This window comes from Loktanella sp. Alg231-35 (assembly GCF_900143545.1).
Classification (GTDB): domain Bacteria; phylum Pseudomonadota; class Alphaproteobacteria; order Rhodobacterales; family Rhodobacteraceae; genus Yoonia.
The window spans coordinates 455721-473267 of sequence record NZ_FREV01000004.1; the positions used below are offsets into that span (position 1 = coordinate 455721).

Consider the following 17547-nt stretch of genomic DNA (forward strand, 5'->3'; position numbering starts at 1 on the left):
TGTTTCGGCTGAAACCGATCAGGCGCGTGTTTTGCGCGCACTCTCAGGCCCATGAGGATGTTTGGCATGTGGGTAAGGCGCGTGATGGTGGTGATCGTGGTCATGATCATGGTGGTGATCATGCCCGTGGTGGTGGTGATGATGATCTGCGGCCTCCAACCGGCACATGCCGGAGCAGAAGGTGTCGCAAAGCGCGCAATCGGCCACATTCGAGCCGGGGGCATTGGCACCCTGTCCTTCAACATGGTGGTGGTGGCTTTCCTGCACGGCGCCAACCTCACCTTCGAAGCCCAGCACGGCAGTGCGGTATTTGCAGAGCACACAAGTGGGCGGCGGGACATCACCAAAGGCGGGATGCGCACGGTCTTCGGGTTTGATGTGATGATGTTTGCCGTCTTCCAGCGCCAGCACCTGTTCGCGATAACCGCAAATCCCACAGTTGGGCGGGGGCGTTTCACTGATCTGCTCCATGATGCGTTCCGCGAAGGTCTCAAGCACTTTGGGGTGATCACCCAAATAGCCTGCCTTGATGAACTGCATGTCCGCGTGCTCTGCGGCCACCTGATCGGTGAAGCCGTAGATCCGGTCAATCAGGATGCCCGAGAACAGAAAATAGGGGAATACAATGACCCGTTTGTAAGGTAGGCGCGCCACATGTTGCAGGCACGGTTCGACCAGCGGGAAGGTCACACCGGAATAGCCAACTTCGGCCCAACCAAAGCCCATGCCCTCTTGCAACATCCGCGCGATCTTGGCGACATTGCCGTTGGCGTCGGGGTCAGAGGCCCCGCGTCCGATCACAACCAGACAGGTTTCGGTCAGGGGCATCTCGCCCTGCTCTGCGTTGGCGCGGTCCACTGCCTCTTGAATACGGCCCGCGGCGGCGGCGATCATCTTGGGGTCGACGCCCAATTCGCGGCCATAGCGCACATCAATTTCATGCTTAGTGGCGTAGGTATTAAGCACGGTAGGGATATCATTCTTGGCGTGCATCGCAGCAAAAAGCATGCCCGGCACAGCAAGGATGCGGTCGCACCCTGCGGTGCGCAAGTTATCAAGGCCATCGCGGATCACGGGATTGGCAAATTCCAGATAGCCATAGTCGGTCATCCAGTCGACAGGCAGATAGGCAGGCAGCCGTTCGGCCAGCGTTGCAAACTCATCCACCGCAGATTGGCTGCGCGACCCATGGCCGCAGATCATGACACCGGTTTTCATGCGGCTTCCTCTTCCAGCTCTTTTTCAAGCTCTGCCTCTTCGGCGTTCGCCTTTTTGCCCTTCAGCGCGCCCCAAATTGCGGCCAATCCGGCCAGACCAATCGCTGCACCAGCCACCCAGTGGTCGTGCCCTGCCACATCGACCAAATGGCCGGGGTGGGCTGCGGCAGAGGTGCCGGTCAGTAATAGCGTTAGAACAGCAATGAGGCGCATATCTCTTGGGTCCATCTTATAACATCAGGACCAGAAACCCGGGACAACCCGAGTGCGACGACGTGGTGTTTGGGTCCCCTATTGGGTCAACCGCCGCACCTCCAACCGTTCTGGCCCTGAAAAGGGCTTCGTCTGGATGCTGGTATAGTGACGGCTCAGACAGAGAGCAAACCCTTAAGCGACCTCTCAAATCCCTTGGACGCCACGATCTATGTGCGCCAATGCAGATGAGATGCGCCTCGATGGCTATTTGTGTGCAATCCAGAATCATATAGCTGCATCATAACAGCAAAGGGATGATCCAAGATGGGCCAACTTGTAGACGGCGTCTGGCATGACGTCTGGTATGACACCAAGAAAACCGGCGGCGCTTTTGTGCGCAAAGACGCGCATTTCCGCAACTGGATCACAGCCGATGGTGCGGCGGGGCCAAGTGGGTCTGGCGGCTTCAAGGCCGAATCCGGGCGCTACCATCTCTATGTGTCATATGCCTGTCCCTGGGCGCATCGCACGTTGGTGTTTCGTCAACTTAAAGGGCTGACGGACCACATCGATATCTCAGCGGTTCACCCTGACATGCTGACAGATGGCTGGACGTTTGAGATCGACGACAAAGGGGCCACGGGTGACAGGCTCTTTGGTCTGCCCTTTGCCCGCGACATCTATACCAAGGCCGTGCCTGACATGAATGGGCGGGTGACAGTTCCGATTCTTTGGGACAAAGAAACGAGCAGCATCGTATCCAACGAGTCCTCAGAAATCATCCGCATGTTCAATTCTGCCTTTGACGGGATCACCGGCAATGGAGACGATTACTGGCCCGCGGACCTGCGTGACGACATCGCCCCGGTCAATGACCGTATCTACGACACGCTTAACAACGGCGTCTACAAATCCGGCTTTGCTACAACGCAACAGGCCTATGAAAAAGCGGTACATCCGCTGTTCGATACGCTCGATTGGCTTGAAGAGCGGTTGCATGAAAACCGCTATCTGATGGGGGATCGGCTGACCGAAGCGGATTGGCGGCTTTGGACCACTTTGGTGCGGTTCGATCCCGTCTATCACCTGCATTTCAAATGTAATCGTAAACGGATCGCGGACTATCCCAATCTGATGGGCTACACCCGCGAGCTATACCAGATGCCGGGCATCGCCGAGACGGTGAATATGGATCATATCGTGCGCCACTATCACTACAGCCACGAAAGCATCAATCCGCATCGGATCGTGCCGATCAATCCCGACCTTAGCTATGATGCGCCACACGGGCGCGGCTCGTAGCGCCGTAGTGATGCACGATAACTGCCAGGTCACCCGGCGCCGTTGTTGATTTCACGAAAGCACGCGCATTGGCGGAATGATTGAAAATCGATCCGTCAGAGAAAAAAGTGGTGTCGGTGACAAAAACCACATTGGCACCGGGCTGGCGGAAGTTGGCAAAATCGGCAACTGTCAGAGCACAGCCGTCACTGAGAATCAAATCGAGTACAATGACATCAAATTCGTTTGACTGTATTATGTTGCACGCCCGCACGCCGGTGCTGACCAATGTCACCTCTGCCCCAAGGCGGCCAAGGTGCCGTTTCCACAGGTTGCCGAGGTTCTCATTACTTTGAACAATCAAAATCCGCATTTCAGCCCCCTTCCCAAAGCGCGTTGCGTCTGGGTGCATCTCGATTCTATGAATAACCCATCAACACAACTCCGCCCAAAGAGTTAACGAAACCTTAACATCCCCCTCGACCTGTCCCAAAAGGCAGGCTCCGCCAGAAATCCTTGTGCGGATGGCAAGAATCCGCTTGAAGACGATGACCAATAAGAAGGCACAACAGCATGACCACCTGGATCACGATCTGCGACACCTGCAAGCGCGAAGGCTGGGAAACCGGCGATATGGCGCAAACCGATGGTGAGCGGATGGCCGATATGATCGAAGCTGCGGCGACGGGGCTGTCAGAGGTAAAGACACGCCGGGTGTCCTGCCTGATGGGATGCAAAAAAGCCTGCAACATCGCCATTCAGGCAGATGGCAAGCTCAACTACACCTTGGGCGAGTTTGAGCCGGGAACCGATGCCGCATCCGGCGTTGTGGCCTATGCCATCGCCCATGCGCAGTCAGAGACCGGGCGCGTGCCCTACCGCGACTGGCCCGAAGCGATCAAAGGTCATTTTGTGACCCGCCACCCACCGCTGCCCACAGACGAATGACCAAGGCACGCGACCACGGTGGCGGCATCGATGCTGCAATCGCCTGCTTTGGCGGCGCCCGCAGTGATTGGCTGGACCTGTCCACAGGGATCAACCCGGCACCCTATCCAATGCCCGCCATGCCCGCCGACGCATGGACTGCCTTGCCGGACAAGGCCGCCTTTGCGCGCCTCTATGCGCTTGCCCGTCGGTTTTGGAATGTTCCTGATGATGCCGCCATTGTCGGTGCCACCGGGGCATCTGCAATCATCGCGGCCTTACCGCGTGTCATCCCACAAGGTGAGGTATGCATTCCCGGCCCAACCTATAACGAGCATGGCGCTGCTTTCGACGCGGCCGACTGGCGCTTGGGTCAAGACCCAAGCCACATGCTGGTCGCTGTACATCCAAACAACCCCGATGGGCGGATCTGGCAAGCGGCAGAGCTGACCACACCCCACACCATCATTGACGAGAGCTTTTGCGACGTCACACCAGATCAATCCTTGATCCACCTCGCAGCACGTCCCGGCACGGTCGTGCTCAAGAGCTTTGGCAAGTTCTGGGGGCTGGCGGGGCTACGTCTTGGCTTTGCCATCGGCGATCCTGCGATTATCGCGCGGCTCACCGATCTGCTGGGACCGTGGCAAATCTCAGGGCCGGCCCTGTCCATCGGGGCCGAAGCCTTGGCGGATCCGCAATGGGCCGATCAGACCCGCGCGCGGCTGGCCGTGGATGCGGCAAGGATGGATGATCTGCTGATGGCGTCGGGCGCCGAAGTGCTTGGCGGGACCACACTTTTCCGTCTCTACAAGGTCCAGGACGCCACAGCTGCCCATGACCACCTTGCCCGGCACCATGTCCTATCGCGCATTTTCCCTTATGCGCCAGATTGGCTGCGTCTGGGCTTGCCCGCGCCGGACCGCTGGGCGCAGTTGGAGAACGCATTGTGATCCTGATCCTCGGGATGGTGTTGGATGCCGCTGCCGGAGAGCCGCGTTGGCTTTGGTCGCGTGTCCCACATCCGGCGGTTCTGATGGGGCGGTTGATCAACTGGTGCGACGTCAGGTTCAACAAAGGCAACCACCAGCGGCTGCTTGGCACCATGACTATGATCGAACTGTGTATTGTCGCCGGGGCCATTGGCTGGCTGATCGAGAAAGCCCCCGGTCCTGTCCTTGATATCATCGTGCTGGCCGTGCTGCTCGCGCAGCGGTCACTGGTGCAACACGTGCAGTCCGTGGGTGATGCATTGCGCCTTTCCTTGGGTGACGGCAAACTCGCTGTTGCCATGATCGTTGGACGCGACACCCGCGACATGGATGAAGCCGCCGTCGCAAGGTCAGCCATCGAAAGTGCGGCTGAAAATCTTTCTGACGGTGTGATCGCACCCGTCTTCTGGTTCGCTGTTGCAGGGGTTCCGGGGCTGCTGATCTACAAGATCGTCAACACCGCCGACAGCATGATCGGCTACCGCACCCCCAAGCACGACGCTTTTGGCTGGGCGGCGGCACGGCTGGATGATCTGCTCAACCTGATCCCGGCGCGGTTGACTGCGGCCTTGATCTGGGCGGTCACCAGTAGACCCGACACCCGTGCAATCCTGCGCGAGGCACCCCTGCACCGCTCGCCCAATGCAGGCTGGCCAGAGGCCGCCATGGCGCATGGGCTAGATATCGCGCTGAGCGGGCCGCGCAGCTATGAGGGCACGACCAAGGACTATCCTTTCGTCAATGCAGACGGTGAACGGGCACTGAGCGCAGATCACATCGATCAGGCAGTGGGCGTGTTGTGGAAAACCTGGGGGCTGGCGCTGATCATCGCCCTGCTGCTGGCATTGTTCTAAACGGCGATTTTCGCCGCGCCGCCCAGATGCCGACTTGCGCCACAGCACAGCACTGCTACCTTCGCGCCAAAGCCAGAATGGAGCCTTTCATGCGCGCAGCAGCACTCGCCCTTTCCCTGATCGCCAGCACAGCCAACAGCCAGACCTGCGGCGGACCAGTCAATACCTTTATCGAGGGGGTCAAGGCCGAGGCACAAGCGGCCGGCATTCCGGCGGCGACAGCGGAGGCGTTCTTTCAGGGGGCGCGCATCGAACAATCCGTGCTGAATGCCGACCGGGCACAGGGGGTTTTTCAGAAGGATTTTGTCAGCTTCTCGCGCGCATTGATCAGCCAGAATCGCATCGACAACGGGCGGGTTTATGGCCAGCGCTTTGACAGCACCTTTGGCACGATCGAGGCCCGGTTCGGCATTCCGCGCGGCGTGCTTTTGGCGTTCTGGGCCTTCGAGACAGACTATGGCCAGGTGCAAGGCAGTTTCAATACGCGCAACGCGCTGCTGACCCTGGCCCATGATTGCCGACGGCCCGATCTGTTCCGCCCACAACTGATCGCCGCGATAGAGCTTTACCGGCGCGGCGGCATGAACCCGGCCACCACGACCGGGGCTTGGGCAGGCGAGATTGGCCAGCTACAAAAACTCCCACGAGAGATTGTGCGCCAAGGCATGGACGGTGACGGCGACGGTGTTGTTGACCTCAAAGGCTCGTCCCCGGATGCGCTGATGACAGGGGCCAATGTGTTATCCTCGCTGGGCTGGCGCGCGAATGAACCTTGGTTGCAGGAAATCAACGTGCCCGCCAACCTCGATTGGTCGCAAACGGGGCTGAACCACAAGCTGAGCGTGCGCGATTGGGCGGCGCGCGGTGTGACCGCGCGGCAAGGGGCGCTGGGGCCATCAAACCTGCCTGCCTCTGTCCTGTTGCCGATGGGGCGCAACGGGCCCGCCTTCCTCGCCTATCCGAATTTCGAGGTCTATTTCGATTGGAACAAGAGCTTTGTCTACGTGACAACTGCCGCCTATTTCGCCACGCGGCTTGGTGGGGCGCAGGTCTATGATGCGGGCAATCCTACACCACCTCTGTCCGGCCAACAGATGCAGCAACTGCAGCAAAAGCTGACAGCGCGGGGCCATGATGTTGGTGGGATTGATGGCATCCTTGGGGCGATGACGCGCGCGGCGGTGCAGGCAGAGCAGGTACGCCTTGGCATGCCCGCTGATGCCTGGCCAACGCTGGACCTGCTGAACCAGCTTTGATCCGCCGGCAATATCACTTTCGCAATGTGGGTGGGCATGCTGGCTGCCGCAGCGGCAGAATAGCTGATGATTGATCACCCGCCCGAGGTTGGGGCCTAAGCCACCATCGCCGCGGCTTTTTTCAGATCGACAGACACCAGCTGTGACACACCCTGCTCGCCCATGGTCACACCAAAGAGCCGGTCCATCCGGCTCATTGTGACGGCGTGGTGGGTGATGATCAGGAAGCGTGTGTCGGTACGGCGGGTCATCTCATCCAGCAGATCGCAGAAACGGGTCACGTTGGCATCGTCTAGCGGCGCGTCAACCTCGTCCAGCACACAAATCGGGGCAGGATTGGCGAGGAACACCGCAAAGATCAACGCCAACGCTGTCAGCGTTTGCTCGCCACCAGACAGCAGTGACAGGGTGCTGAGCTTCTTGCCCGGTGGCTGGCACATAATCTCTAAACCGGCCTCTAGCGGGTCATCGGATTCCACCAGCACCAGCTTGGCCTCGCCCCCACCAAAGAGATGGGTAAAGAGCAGACCGAAGTTCTCATTCACCTGCTCAAAGGCGGTCAGCAGGCGTTCGCGCCCTTCTTTGTTCAGACTCGCGATACCCGACCGCAGAGCGGCGATCGCAGCCTCCAGGTCAGATTTTTCCGAGACCAGACTGTCATGTTCGACCTGCACCTCTTTCGCGTCTTCTTCCGCACGCAGGTTCACTGCACCCAAACTGTCGCGCTGGCGTTTCAGCGCATTGACCTGCCCCTCGACAACCTCCGCGGCGGGCATCTGTTCAACGTCGGTCTCTAGCGTCTCAAGCAGCTTCTCAGGCGTGACCTCTTGGGCCTCCATGATCCGTTCGGCTGCATAGGCCACTGTTTCCTTGGCTGCATCAGACCGTGCCTCGGAGCGCGCCCGCGCTTCGCGGGCTTCAGAGGCTTCGCGTTCGGCATCACGTTCCAGATGGCCTGCATCCCGCAGAGCGGTGTCGGCCTCGGCCATTTTATCGGCAGAGGCTTTGCGCCGCGCTTCGGCTTCATCAATCGCATCAGTCAGTTCCGCACGTTTGGCGGCGATTTCTTCGGGTGCGGCGGTGGCATCGGCCAGCTCCACCTCCGAGGTTTGCTTGCGCTCGGCCAGTTCGGCTGTCCGCTTGTTGGCTGTTTCCAACCGGTGCTTCCAGCCGCTGACTTCCTTAGTGATTTCCTGACTGCGCTTGAGGCGCGCCTCGCCCTCGCGGCGCACCTCATCATGGGCAGAGCGGTGCGACATCATAGTAATTCGCGCCGCTTCCACTGTCATTTTGACATCTTCGACAGAGGCACGCGCGGTATCCAGATCGCCCAGATCACCCGCCGCCTTTTCAGCCTCGGCCAAGGCGCGGCGCGCGTTTACTGCCTCTTCTTCGTGGCGTTTCATCGCCAATCCAAGGCTTTCCAGCTTGCCTTCGCTCAGGTTGCGATCCGCCTCGGCGCGGCTGGCTGCACGGTTGGCATCAGCCACAGCACGGTCCGCATCACGGCGGGCTTGGCGGGCTGCGTGATCAGTCTCGGTCTGTTCGCGCAGCAAGGTTGTCAGCGCCTCATGCGCCTGTTCGGCACCTTGCGCAGTGGCGGCAGCTTCTTCGAGATCACGTTTAAGTTCAGTAAGACGGTTGAGCTGTTGCAACCGCAGGGCGGCAGCAGATGGCGCATCTTCGGCACCCGCCCGGAACCCATCCCAGCGCCACAGATCGCCATCGACTGACACCAAACGCTGCCCCGGCTTCAGATCAGCCTGCAAGCGCGGACCATCGGCGGCGTCGACCAAGCCGACCTGGCTCATGCGGCGGGCCAGTACCTCTGGCACGGTGACGTAGTTGGTTAGGGCCCTCACACCGCTTGGCAAATCCTGCGGGCTGGCGTAGCCGGGCAACAAGGCCCAGCCCGATTTTGCTCCCGCATCCACCTCTGGCGCACGCAGGTCATCGGCCAATGCCGCACCAAGCGCCTTTTCATAGCCCCCCTGCACACGCAAAAGATCAAGCACTTGCCCACCCTCTGCGGTGTCGCGTTCCACCAGCTTGGCCAATGCGGCAACCTCGGCGCGCAACGCATTCGCTTCGCCTTCGGCCTCAGATCGCAGAGCCCGCGCATCGCTTTCGCGCGCTTGCGTCTCTGCTCGCGCGGTCTCGGCGGCCGTCAATGCCTGATCCGCAGCCTCGGCGGCAGCCACCGCCACCGTTTCGGCCTTACCTGCAGCGGCAAAATCAGCCTCTGCCTTGGACAGTGCTGCTTCGGCCTCTGTCATTGCCGACTTCGCGCGCGTGGCCTCTGCCTCGCTTCTCTCCAAAGTCGTGCGATTGTCATCTAGCAAACGCTGCGCCGACTGGTGGCGCGCGGCCAAGCGGGCGACATCTTCGGTCAGCTGCGCCAGATCGGCCTCGCGTTGTTGCAGAACGCCCGCGGCATCGCGGGCCGCTGTTTGCGCCTCTTCAAGACGCGCCTCATGGCCTTCGCCCGCCTTGGTGATCTCGCGGGCTTCCCATTCGAGCCGCTCAATCGTTTCGCCCGCGTCCTTGTTCAGCCCGCTTTCGCGGTCCATATCACGCGTCAGCTGGTCGATGCGGGCGCGCAAAGTCTCGATCATCTCGCGCGCGCGTTCTTCCTGATCACTCAGCGTGTCGCGTTGCACCTGTAGACGTTGCAGAACGGCAGCAGCGATGGCCTCTTCTTCGCGCAAGGGCGGCAGGGCTTCTTCGGCCTTGGTTCGGGCTTTGGCCGCTTCACGCGCGGCTTTTTCGGCCTGCGCTGCCACGGTCGTGCGTTCACGCAACTGATCTGCAGCGGCCATCAATGCCTCATCCGCCTCTTTCCAGCGGCGGAACAGCAGCATGCCTTCGGCGCGGCGCAGCTTTTCTCCGATTTCGCGATAGCGGGCAGCTTGCTTGGCCTGACGTGCCAACTGTCCCAATTGCGTGGCTAGCTGTTCGATCACATCGTCAACGCGGGTCAGATTGGTCTCTGCGCCGCGCAGCTTTAGTTCGGCCTCATGGCGGCGTTGATAAAGGCCCGAAATACCTGCCGCTTCTTCCAGAATGCGGCGGCGCGCCTTGGGTTTGGCGTTGATCAGTTCCGAGATCTGGCCTTGCCGCACCAAGGCCGGCGAATGCGCCCCGGTGGACGCATCTGCGAACAGCATCTGCACATCACGCGCCCGGACGTCCTTTGCCCCAACCTTGTAGGCAGAGCCCGCATCTCGGGTGATCCGGCGAATAATTTCAAGGTTATCATTGTCGTTGAACGCCGCAGGCGCCAGCCGTTCGCCATTGTCGATGACAAGGGATACTTCGGCAAAGTTCCGGGCAGGTCGGGTCGCAGCACCAGCAAAGATCACGTCTTCCATACCGCCGCCACGCATCGCCGTGGGGCGGTTTTCACCCATGACCCAGCGCAACGCCTCAAGCAGGTTGGACTTGCCGCAACCATTCGGACCGACAACCCCCGTCAACCCGTCCGCGATGATCAGATCGGTCGGGTCAACAAAGCTTTTAAAGCCGTTCAGTCGGAGTTTGCTAAAGCGCAATGATTCTTGCCTGCGTGATTCCTCAAGGTGCAAAACCATCGCGCCCTGATGTAGGCCGAGTCAACGGGCAGCACCCCTTATCTGCCATGTTCCGCCGTGTTATCCACAAGATATTGCGTATTGTTGCCGGTTTTTCAGCGTTTCCCGCCAAACCACACCGCAAATCCCGCCCCAGACGCCGCCAGATTACATTCAAACGTCGGTTTCCAGCTTGACCTGTCAGGTGCAAAGGGCGCAAAACAAATGCGCACGGTTCCCCGCACGGCGCTCAGCGTCAGGGGATCAAATGGGAATGTGGAAGGGCCGATCCAAGTTGGAGGCCTCATGCCACAGCCGCCCCCGCGACTGTATGCGGAGAGTGCTTTGCAACGATGCCACTGGGAGTTTCATCCTGGGAAGGCCGCAAAGTGCATTGACCCGCAAGCCAGGAGACCAGCCGCGCAAGATTGCGTTCAAGCCGTCGGGGATGACGGCAGAGAAAGGAAAACAAAATGCACATCGAACCAGGGATTATCACCGGGGCGAAAATCGCTCTGTCCTATGCGACCGCCGCCGGGGCGACCGTTTATGCGGCCAAACTGACATGGGAAAATCTGCGCGATCGCGGGATCCTGTCACTGGCGGGCCGCGCACTGATCGCGACCATCGCCGTTGTGATCTTTTTCGAAATTCTGCCACATGTGTCGGTGGGCGTGTCTGAGGTTCACTTTATCCTTGGTTCATCGCTACTGTTGATGCTGGGCACAGCCCCTGCCGCCATCGGGCTGGCCGCTGGTTTGCTGATCCAAGCGTTGTTCTTGTCGCCCAGCGATCTGCCGCAATATGGTGCGAACCTGACAACGCTGTTGGTACCACTCTTTGGTCTGCATGTGCTGTCCAAGCATGTGATTGCCAAAGGCACAGCCTACGTCGATCTGACCTACAAACAAGCACTGGCCATGTCCGCCACATACCAAGGCGGAATTGTCGCGTGGGTCGCTTTCTGGGCCTTCTATGGCGCGGGCTTTGGCGCCGAGAATGTCGCTGGAGTGATGTCATTTGGTGCGGCCTACATGGCCGTCCTGCTGATTGAGCCGATTGCCGACCTCGGCCTGTTGGCCATCGCCAAGGGCAAGCGCCGCTTTGAAGGCAGCACGCTGGTGACACCGCGCCTCTACGCCGCCTGATCTGACAAGTGCATGATCAAAGGGGCGGTCCTGCAAAGGGCCGCTCTTCGTGATCTGATGGATACGGCCACCCGTACCGACGTTGTTCGCCATCAATAGAGGAAGGATCGGCGAGCATAGTCGTCACGCCATGTGGCTTACTCTCTATGAAAACCTAAACGGTGATCGCATCAGGCCAACAGCGCGGCACTAACCTGCGCACAACGCATTTTGAATTGGATAAGATATGCCTACCAAGATACCTGCCACCGTTGTTACCGGTTTCCTCGGAGCTGGAAAAACAACGCTGATCCGCCATATGTTGCAAAACGCCCAAGGCAAGAAAATCGCCCTGATCATCAATGAATTCGGCGATCTTGGGGTCGATGGTGACATCCTCAAAGGCTGCGGCGATGAGGTCTGCACCGAAGACGACATCGTTGAGCTGTCCAATGGCTGCATTTGCTGCACGGTTGCCGATGATTTCATCCCCACGATGGAGGCCCTGCTGGCCCGTGAGGACAAACCCGACCACATCGTGATCGAAACCTCTGGCCTTGCGCTGCCGCAACCTTTGGTGCGCGCGTTCAACTGGCCCGGCATTTCCACCAAAGTGACGGTTGATGGTGTCGTGACCGTTGTGGATGGTCGCGCCGTCCACGACGGCCAGTTTGCACATAACGTGGCGGCAGTGGATGCCCAGCGCGCGCAGGACGAAAATCTGGACCACGAAACGCCATTGTCGGAACTATTCGAGGACCAGATCGCCTGCGCCGATATGATCGTTGTCAACAAGACCGACCTTCTGGATGCGGCCGAAGCGGACGCGCTATCGACCAAACTCAAGACAGAATCGCGCGGAGGCGTACAGGTCGTCAAAGCATCAATGGGCGCGCTTCCCGTTGATGTTCTTCTTGGTCAAGGCATTGGCGCCGAGGGCGATCTCGAAGCCCGGCACGAGGTCCACCACCATCATCACCACGATGATGACGAAGACGACCACCATCACGACCATGAACACGAGCACGGTCATGATGAATTCGAAAGTTTCATCGTCACACGTGGCGAACTTGAAGACCCAAACGCCTTTGCCGAACAGGTCGCCGATGTGATCCGAGCCAATGGTATTCTGCGTCTCAAGGGTTTTGTCGCTGTCGCTGGCAAACCCATGCGCCTGACCCTACAAGCTGTCGGCCCGCGCGTAGATACGTATTTCGACCAACCCTTCGGCGACGCACCGCGTGAGACCCGACTGGTCGTAATTGGCGAGGCTGGCCTCGATCAGGCCAGGATCACCGCCGCCCTGCAAGCATGATCATCGTCGAACAAGGTGATCCTCGCGAGGCCGGTGCAACCGCGTTGCTGCAACAAAGTCATGCCTTGATGCAAAGCCTGTTTCCGCCAGAAGACAACTTCTACCTTGATGTGGGCGACCTCGTCGCGCCGCATATCCATTTCTTCACAGCACGTGAAGGCGACATCCTCTGCGGCACAGGAGCATTGGCCATCAAGGACGGCTATGGCGAGGTGAAATCAGTGTTCGTCGCCGAGGACGTGCGCGGCAAAGGCGTGGCTGACGCCCTTCTGCGCCAGATCGAAGACAAAGCCCGTGAAGAGGGTCTACCTATGCTGAAACTCGAAACCGGCAACGTGTTGCATGCCGCACACCGGCTTTACCGGCGGCACGGCTTTGTCGATTGCGGTGTATTTGGCGGGTATCAAGCCGCCAACAGCTCGATCTTCATGGAAAAGCTGCTCTGATGCATCTGCTTGCCGCCACACCCGGAGCAATCTCCGACGGAACAGAGCCGGTCGATCTGGGCCAGACCCCCGCTGAGGTGGTGATCATCTCTGCCGCTGACACGGAACTTGCGGCCCTATCGGACGCACGTGCCGAAATGGCGGACCCACCCGGTTTGCGGCTGGCCAATATGATGCACTTGACCCACCCGATGTCAGTTGATCTGCATCTGGACGACTGCGCCACAAAATCGCGGCTGGTGATCGCGCGCATCCTTGGCGGGGCCGGATACTGGAAATACGGGCTCACCCAATATGCCGCGCGTTTGCGCGAGGCCGGTATCCCATTTGCTGCCCTGCCCGGCGACGACAAACCCGATCAGGAATTGCGCGAACTTTCCACCGTCGACGGAAGAGACTATGACACGCTCTGGTCCTACCTCGTCGAAGGTGGTCCGCAAAACAGCACCAACCTACTGGCCTACGCCAAGGCAATGCTGGACGGCGGCGAAAAACCCGCAGCACCAGCACCTTTGCTGCGCGCCGGTGTCTACTGGCCTGGCGAAGGTGTCGCTGATTTGCATGCTGCACAGGCTAACTGGACTAACGGCGCACCCATTGTGCCGATCATCTTCTACCGCGCGCTTGTGCAAGGCGGCGGCCTGAACCCCATCAACCGGATGACCCGCAGCCTGTCACGTGCTGGGCTCAACCCCCTGCCTATCTTCGTGGCCAGTCTTAAGGATCCCATCAGCACCGCCACACTCCATCAGATTTTTGCTGAGGCCCCTCCCGAGGTCATCCTCAACTGCACCGCCTTCGCCGTCGGCAGCCCGCATGACGGTGATGACAGCCCGCAAAACCCGCTGCTGGCCAATGATGCCCCCATCTTTCAGGTCATCCTTTCCGGCGCATCAGAGACCTCATGGGCCGAAGGTCTGCACGGCCTGACCGCCCGCGACATTGCGATGAACGTAGCCCTGCCAGAGGTGGACGGGCGGATCTTGTCCCGCGCCATCAGCTTCAAAGGCGAAGCCTTCTTTGACGAGGCCACCGAATGCCCCATCGCCACCTATCAGGCGCGCGGCGACCGGGTGGACTTTGTCACGCAACTTACCAAAGGCTGGACGGACCTGCGGCGCACGCCAGCAGAGATCAAAAAAACCGCGCTGATCCTCGCAAACTATCCCAACAAAGACGGCAGGCTTGCCAATGGCGTCGGCCTCGACACACCTGCGGCCACCGTCCATGTCCTGAACTTGCTCAAGGCGGAAGGGCATGACGTCACGCCGCCCGCAGATATTGCTGCACTTATGGCGCAAATCATGGCCGGGCCAACCAATTGGCTGACAGACAGGGCGGAAAAAGAGGGCGGGGAATTCCTGCCTCTGGACATCTATAGGCAACATTTCGACACCTTGCCCTGGGACACCAAAGACCAGATCACTGATCGTTGGGGCAGCGCGGAAGATGACCCCTTCTTTTGTTCTAAAATATCTCCGCCGGAGGCTCCGACAAAAGCCGCGCAAACCGGTTTCGCCCTTAGCATCCACCGGTTTGGCAACGCCGTTGTTGGGCTGCAACCTGCCCGCGGCTACAACATCGACCCGACCGACACCTACCATTCGCCCGATCTGGTTCCGCCGCACAACTATCTGGCGTTCTATTTCTGGCTTCGGCATCACTGGGGCGCGGATGCGATTGTCCATATGGGTAAACACGGCAACCTCGAGTGGTTACCGGGCAAGGCCGTCGCGCTGTCCGAAACCTGCTGGCCCGAGGCCGTATTCGGCACCACACCACACATCTATCCTTTCATCGTCAATGATCCAGGCGAAGGTACACAGGCCAAACGACGAACATCTGCCGTCATCATCGACCATCTTACACCGCCTCTGACACGTGCCGAAAGCTATGGGCCTTTGCGCGATCTCGAAGCGCTGGTCGACGAATACTATGAAGCCGCAGGCGTCGATCCCCGCCGCATTGATCACCTGCGCCGCGAAATCCTGTCACTTTCAGACGTCACTGGGCTCGCCAAAGACGCCGGCTTTACTGGGAATCAGGACGGCGATCTGGGCAAACTAGACGCCTACCTTTGCGAACTCAAAGAGGCCCAAATTCGCGATGGGCTACATGTCTTCGGCCAATCTCCCGAAGGGCCGCAAGAACGCGATCTGGCCATTGCACTCGCTCGGGTGCCACGTGGCGATGGGACGGGCAAGAACGCCTCTTTGTTGCGGGCATTGGCGCAGGATTTTGGACTGACGATCGACCCGCTTGATTGCGATCTGGCGGCACCAGCCGCCGAGAAACCCAACGCCCTTGCAGGCCCCGACACATGGCGAAGCAACGGCGACACCGTTGAACGGTTAGAGCTCTTATCCCAAAAGCTGCTCAGCGGTGAAGAGCACCCGGCAGGGCCGATGAGCGCGGCCGTTCTCGCCGAAATCAATACGGTTATCCTACCAACTGTTCAGGCCTGCGGCCCGGAGGAAAGTGCCGCCCTTCTCACCGCGCTCTTAGGAAAATTCATCCCCCCCGGCCCATCCGGTGCGCCTACACGTGGACGGTTGGATGTGTTACCGACCGGGCGCAATTTCTATTCCGTCGATAGCCGTGCCGTACCCACCCCAACCGCGTGGGCATTGGGTTGGAAATCCGCCAATCTTCTGATTGAAAAGCACCTCCAAGACCACGGCGACTGGCCGCGCTCCATGCTGGTCACCGCGTGGGGCACAGCCAATATGCGCACAGGCGGCGACGACATTGCACAGGCGCTCGCGCTCATGGGTGTCAAACCCACTTGGGACAGCGCCAACCGCCGTGTGACCGGGTTCGAGGTTCTGCCGCAGTCCGTTTTGGGCCGCCCCCGTGTCGATGTTACTCTGCGCATCTCTGGCTTCTTTCGCGACGCCTTCCCGCAACTCATCGCTCTGGTCGACAGTGCGGCACGCGCTGTTCAAGACCGCGACGAACCTGCCGACCTCAACCCCGCTGCGGCGCGTACAAAAAACGGCGAAGACCAAACCCGCGTCTTTGGTTCAAAGCCGGGCGCGTACGGGGCTGGCCTGCAAGCGCTGATCGACGAACGCGTCTGGGCCGAGAAATCAGATTTTGCCGAGGCCTATCTGGAATGGGGCAGCTATGCTTACGGGAAAGGCGCAGAGGGCCGCAAGGCGCGCCACGCCTTTGAAGAACGGCTGAGCCAGACGGAAGCAGTCGTCCAGAACCAAGACAACCGCGAACACGATATTCTCGACAGCGACGACTACTACCAATTCGAAGGCGGCGCCGCAGCAGCGATCAATACCCTGCAGGGGCAAGACAGACCCATCTATCACAACGACCATTCCCGCCCTGAGCGACCTGTCATCCGCACGCTGGACGATGAAATTGGACGGGTGGTGCGCAGCCGCGTCGTGAACCCCAAATGGATCGATGGTGTCAAACGCCACGGCTACAAAGGTGCATTCGAAATCGCGGCGACGGTTGACTACCTCTTTGCCTTTGCGGCAACGACGGGTGCCGTGCGCAACCACCATTTCGATCTGGTGGAAGAGGCTTTCATCAAAGACGATGACACCCGCGATTTCATTGCTGACGCCAACGCACCAGCCCTGAAAGAAATCGCCCAACGCCTGCAAGAGGCCATTGACCGCAACCTCTGGCAACCCAAATCAAATTCCGCACGTGCCCGCATCGCAGGGTTACTGTAGGGTGGGTGCAACCCACGCATCGAAAGGGAAAGACATGACCGAAGACGCGACACCAAACGCCCCGGCCGGGGGCGATGATCGCCACGCCATGAAGATGGCCAAGAAAAAGGCCGCCCGCGACAAGATCATGGCGACCAAGACCGACCAGAAAGGATTGGTCATCGTCCATACCGGCAAAGGCAAAGGTAAATCCTCTGCCGCTTTCGGGATGATTTTCCGCTGCATCGCCCATGACATGAAATGCGCCGTCGTCCAGTTCATCAAAGGCGGCATGTCGACAGGCGAACGCGATCTGATCCTTGCCAAATTCAACGACACCTGCGCGTTTCACACTATGGGCGAAGGGTTTACTTGGGAAACTCAGGACAAATCCCGCGACACCGAAATGGCGCAGGCCGCATGGGCCAAGGCCAAGGAACTCATCCTCGATGAAACCAACCACATGGTCTTGCTCGATGAAATCAACATCGCGATCCGCTATGACTATGTCAGCGCCGCCGAAGTGGTGGCCTTCTTGCGTGACCACAAACCTGCAATGACCCATGTGGTCCTGACCGGGCGCAATGCCCATGAGGACCTGATCGAACTGGCCGATCTGGTGACAGAAATGGAATTGGTCAAGCACCCGTTCCGTTCTGGAATCAAGGCGCAAATCGGGGTCGAATACTAA

Annotated in this window: 14 protein-coding genes and 1 riboswitch; of the genes, 10 read left to right on the forward strand and 4 right to left on the reverse strand. The window is 59.6% G+C overall.

Features of this window, described 5'->3' with window-relative positions:
• Positions 1 to 18: 18 nt before the first annotated feature.
• Positions 19 to 1218, reverse strand: coding sequence for a sirohydrochlorin chelatase (locus DHN10_RS12160; protein WP_108815579.1), 1200 nt, complete (start codon positions 1216 to 1218; stop codon positions 19 to 21).
• On the reverse strand, positions 1215 to 1430 hold the full coding sequence (locus tag DHN10_RS12165) for a DUF6732 family protein (RefSeq protein ID WP_108815580.1): 216 nt from the start codon (positions 1428 to 1430) through the stop codon (positions 1215 to 1217). Before DHN10_RS12165 ends, DHN10_RS12160 begins: the two co-directional genes overlap by 4 nt.
• A 306-nt stretch (positions 1431 to 1736) precedes the next feature.
• Between DHN10_RS12165 and DHN10_RS12170 the strand changes: the two genes are divergently transcribed.
• The gene (locus DHN10_RS12170; protein WP_108815581.1) at positions 1737 to 2714 is read left to right on the forward strand and encodes a glutathione S-transferase family protein; all 978 of its coding nucleotides are present in this window, start codon (positions 1737 to 1739) and stop codon (positions 2712 to 2714) included.
• Here DHN10_RS12170 and DHN10_RS12175 read toward each other — a convergent pair.
• Positions 2680 to 3066: a response regulator gene (locus DHN10_RS12175; RefSeq protein WP_108815717.1), complete on the reverse strand. Its 387-nt coding sequence runs from the start codon at positions 3064 to 3066 to the stop codon at positions 2680 to 2682. The genes DHN10_RS12170 and DHN10_RS12175 overlap by 35 nt on opposite strands.
• Before the next feature lie 200 nt (positions 3067 to 3266).
• Here DHN10_RS12175 and DHN10_RS12180 point away from each other — a divergent pair, with 200 nt between their 5' ends.
• The 4 genes from DHN10_RS12180 (at position 3267) to DHN10_RS12195 (ending at position 6722) form a co-directional block, all read left to right on the forward strand.
• The gene (locus DHN10_RS12180) at positions 3267 to 3641 is read left to right on the forward strand and encodes a DUF1636 family protein (RefSeq protein WP_108815582.1); all 375 of its coding nucleotides are present in this window, start codon (positions 3267 to 3269) and stop codon (positions 3639 to 3641) included.
• Complete coding sequence (locus DHN10_RS12185) at positions 3638 to 4573, forward strand: threonine-phosphate decarboxylase (RefSeq protein ID WP_108815583.1); 936 nt, start codon at positions 3638 to 3640, stop codon at positions 4571 to 4573. Before DHN10_RS12180 ends, DHN10_RS12185 begins: the two co-directional genes overlap by 4 nt.
• A 14-nt stretch (positions 4574 to 4587) precedes the next feature.
• The gene (gene cbiB / locus DHN10_RS12190; protein ID WP_234417124.1) at positions 4588 to 5466 is read left to right on the forward strand and encodes an adenosylcobinamide-phosphate synthase CbiB; all 879 of its coding nucleotides are present in this window, start codon (positions 4588 to 4590) and stop codon (positions 5464 to 5466) included.
• An 89-nt stretch (positions 5467 to 5555) separates the two neighbouring features.
• Entirely contained in the window at positions 5556 to 6722 is a 1167-nt protein-coding gene (locus DHN10_RS12195) for a lytic murein transglycosylase (RefSeq protein WP_108815719.1), read from the forward strand.
• A gap of 95 nt (positions 6723 to 6817) precedes the next feature.
• Here the strand turns inward: DHN10_RS12195 and smc are convergent, their stop codons facing one another.
• Entirely contained in the window at positions 6818 to 10273 is a 3456-nt protein-coding gene (gene smc / locus DHN10_RS12200; protein WP_108815720.1) for a chromosome segregation protein SMC, read from the reverse strand.
• A gap of 233 nt (positions 10274 to 10506) precedes the next feature.
• A riboswitch (cobalamin riboswitch) is annotated at positions 10507 to 10728 on the forward strand.
• Positions 10729 to 10764: 36 nt separating this feature from the next.
• Between smc and DHN10_RS12205 the strand changes: the two genes are divergently transcribed.
• From DHN10_RS12205 to cobO, 5 genes are all read left to right on the forward strand, one after another.
• Positions 10765 to 11439, forward strand: a complete 675-nt coding sequence (locus DHN10_RS12205) for an energy-coupling factor ABC transporter permease (protein ID WP_108815584.1) — start codon at positions 10765 to 10767, stop codon at positions 11437 to 11439.
• 226 nt (positions 11440 to 11665) lie between these two features.
• Positions 11666 to 12733 (forward strand): cobalamin biosynthesis protein CobW, encoded by a 1068-nt coding sequence (cobW, locus tag DHN10_RS12210; protein WP_108815585.1) that lies wholly within the window; start codon positions 11666 to 11668, stop codon positions 12731 to 12733.
• Positions 12730 to 13179 carry a GNAT family N-acetyltransferase gene (locus DHN10_RS12215; RefSeq protein WP_108815586.1) on the forward strand — a complete coding sequence of 150 codons (450 nt, stop codon included), beginning with the start codon at positions 12730 to 12732 and terminating at the stop codon, positions 13177 to 13179. Before cobW ends, DHN10_RS12215 begins: the two co-directional genes overlap by 4 nt.
• Complete coding sequence (gene cobN, locus DHN10_RS12220) at positions 13179 to 16877, forward strand: cobaltochelatase subunit CobN (RefSeq protein ID WP_108815587.1); 3699 nt, start codon at positions 13179 to 13181, stop codon at positions 16875 to 16877. Before DHN10_RS12215 ends, cobN begins: the two co-directional genes overlap by 1 nt.
• 34 nt (positions 16878 to 16911) lie before the next feature.
• The gene (cobO, locus tag DHN10_RS12225; RefSeq protein WP_108815588.1) at positions 16912 to 17547 is read left to right on the forward strand and encodes a cob(I)yrinic acid a,c-diamide adenosyltransferase; all 636 of its coding nucleotides are present in this window, start codon (positions 16912 to 16914) and stop codon (positions 17545 to 17547) included.

Bases quoted from the DNA above. Each gene is read 5' to 3' on its own strand.
- cobN (WP_108815587.1), top strand. From the start codon at position 13,179: ATGCATCTGCTTGCCGCCACACCCGGAGCAATCTCCGACGGAACAGAG.
- DHN10_RS12175 (WP_108815717.1), bottom strand. From the start codon at position 3,066: ATGCGGATTTTGATTGTTCAAAGTAATGAGAACCTCGGCAACCTGTGG.
- DHN10_RS12160 (WP_108815579.1), bottom strand. From the start codon at position 1,218: ATGAAAACCGGTGTCATGATCTGCGGCCATGGGTCGCGCAGCCAATCT.
- DHN10_RS12180 (WP_108815582.1), top strand. From the start codon at position 3,267: ATGACCACCTGGATCACGATCTGCGACACCTGCAAGCGCGAAGGCTGG.
- DHN10_RS12170 (WP_108815581.1), top strand. From the start codon at position 1,737: ATGGGCCAACTTGTAGACGGCGTCTGGCATGACGTCTGGTATGACACC.
- DHN10_RS12195 (WP_108815719.1), top strand. From the start codon at position 5,556: ATGCGCGCAGCAGCACTCGCCCTTTCCCTGATCGCCAGCACAGCCAAC.
- cobO (WP_108815588.1), top strand. From the start codon at position 16,912: ATGACCGAAGACGCGACACCAAACGCCCCGGCCGGGGGCGATGATCGC.
- cbiB (WP_234417124.1), top strand. From the start codon at position 4,588: ATGGTGTTGGATGCCGCTGCCGGAGAGCCGCGTTGGCTTTGGTCGCGT.
- cobW (WP_108815585.1), top strand. From the start codon at position 11,666: ATGCCTACCAAGATACCTGCCACCGTTGTTACCGGTTTCCTCGGAGCT.
- DHN10_RS12215 (WP_108815586.1), top strand. From the start codon at position 12,730: ATGATCATCGTCGAACAAGGTGATCCTCGCGAGGCCGGTGCAACCGCG.
- DHN10_RS12185 (WP_108815583.1), top strand. From the start codon at position 3,638: ATGACCAAGGCACGCGACCACGGTGGCGGCATCGATGCTGCAATCGCC.
- DHN10_RS12205 (WP_108815584.1), top strand. From the start codon at position 10,765: ATGCACATCGAACCAGGGATTATCACCGGGGCGAAAATCGCTCTGTCC.
- DHN10_RS12165 (WP_108815580.1), bottom strand. From the start codon at position 1,430: ATGCGCCTCATTGCTGTTCTAACGCTATTACTGACCGGCACCTCTGCC.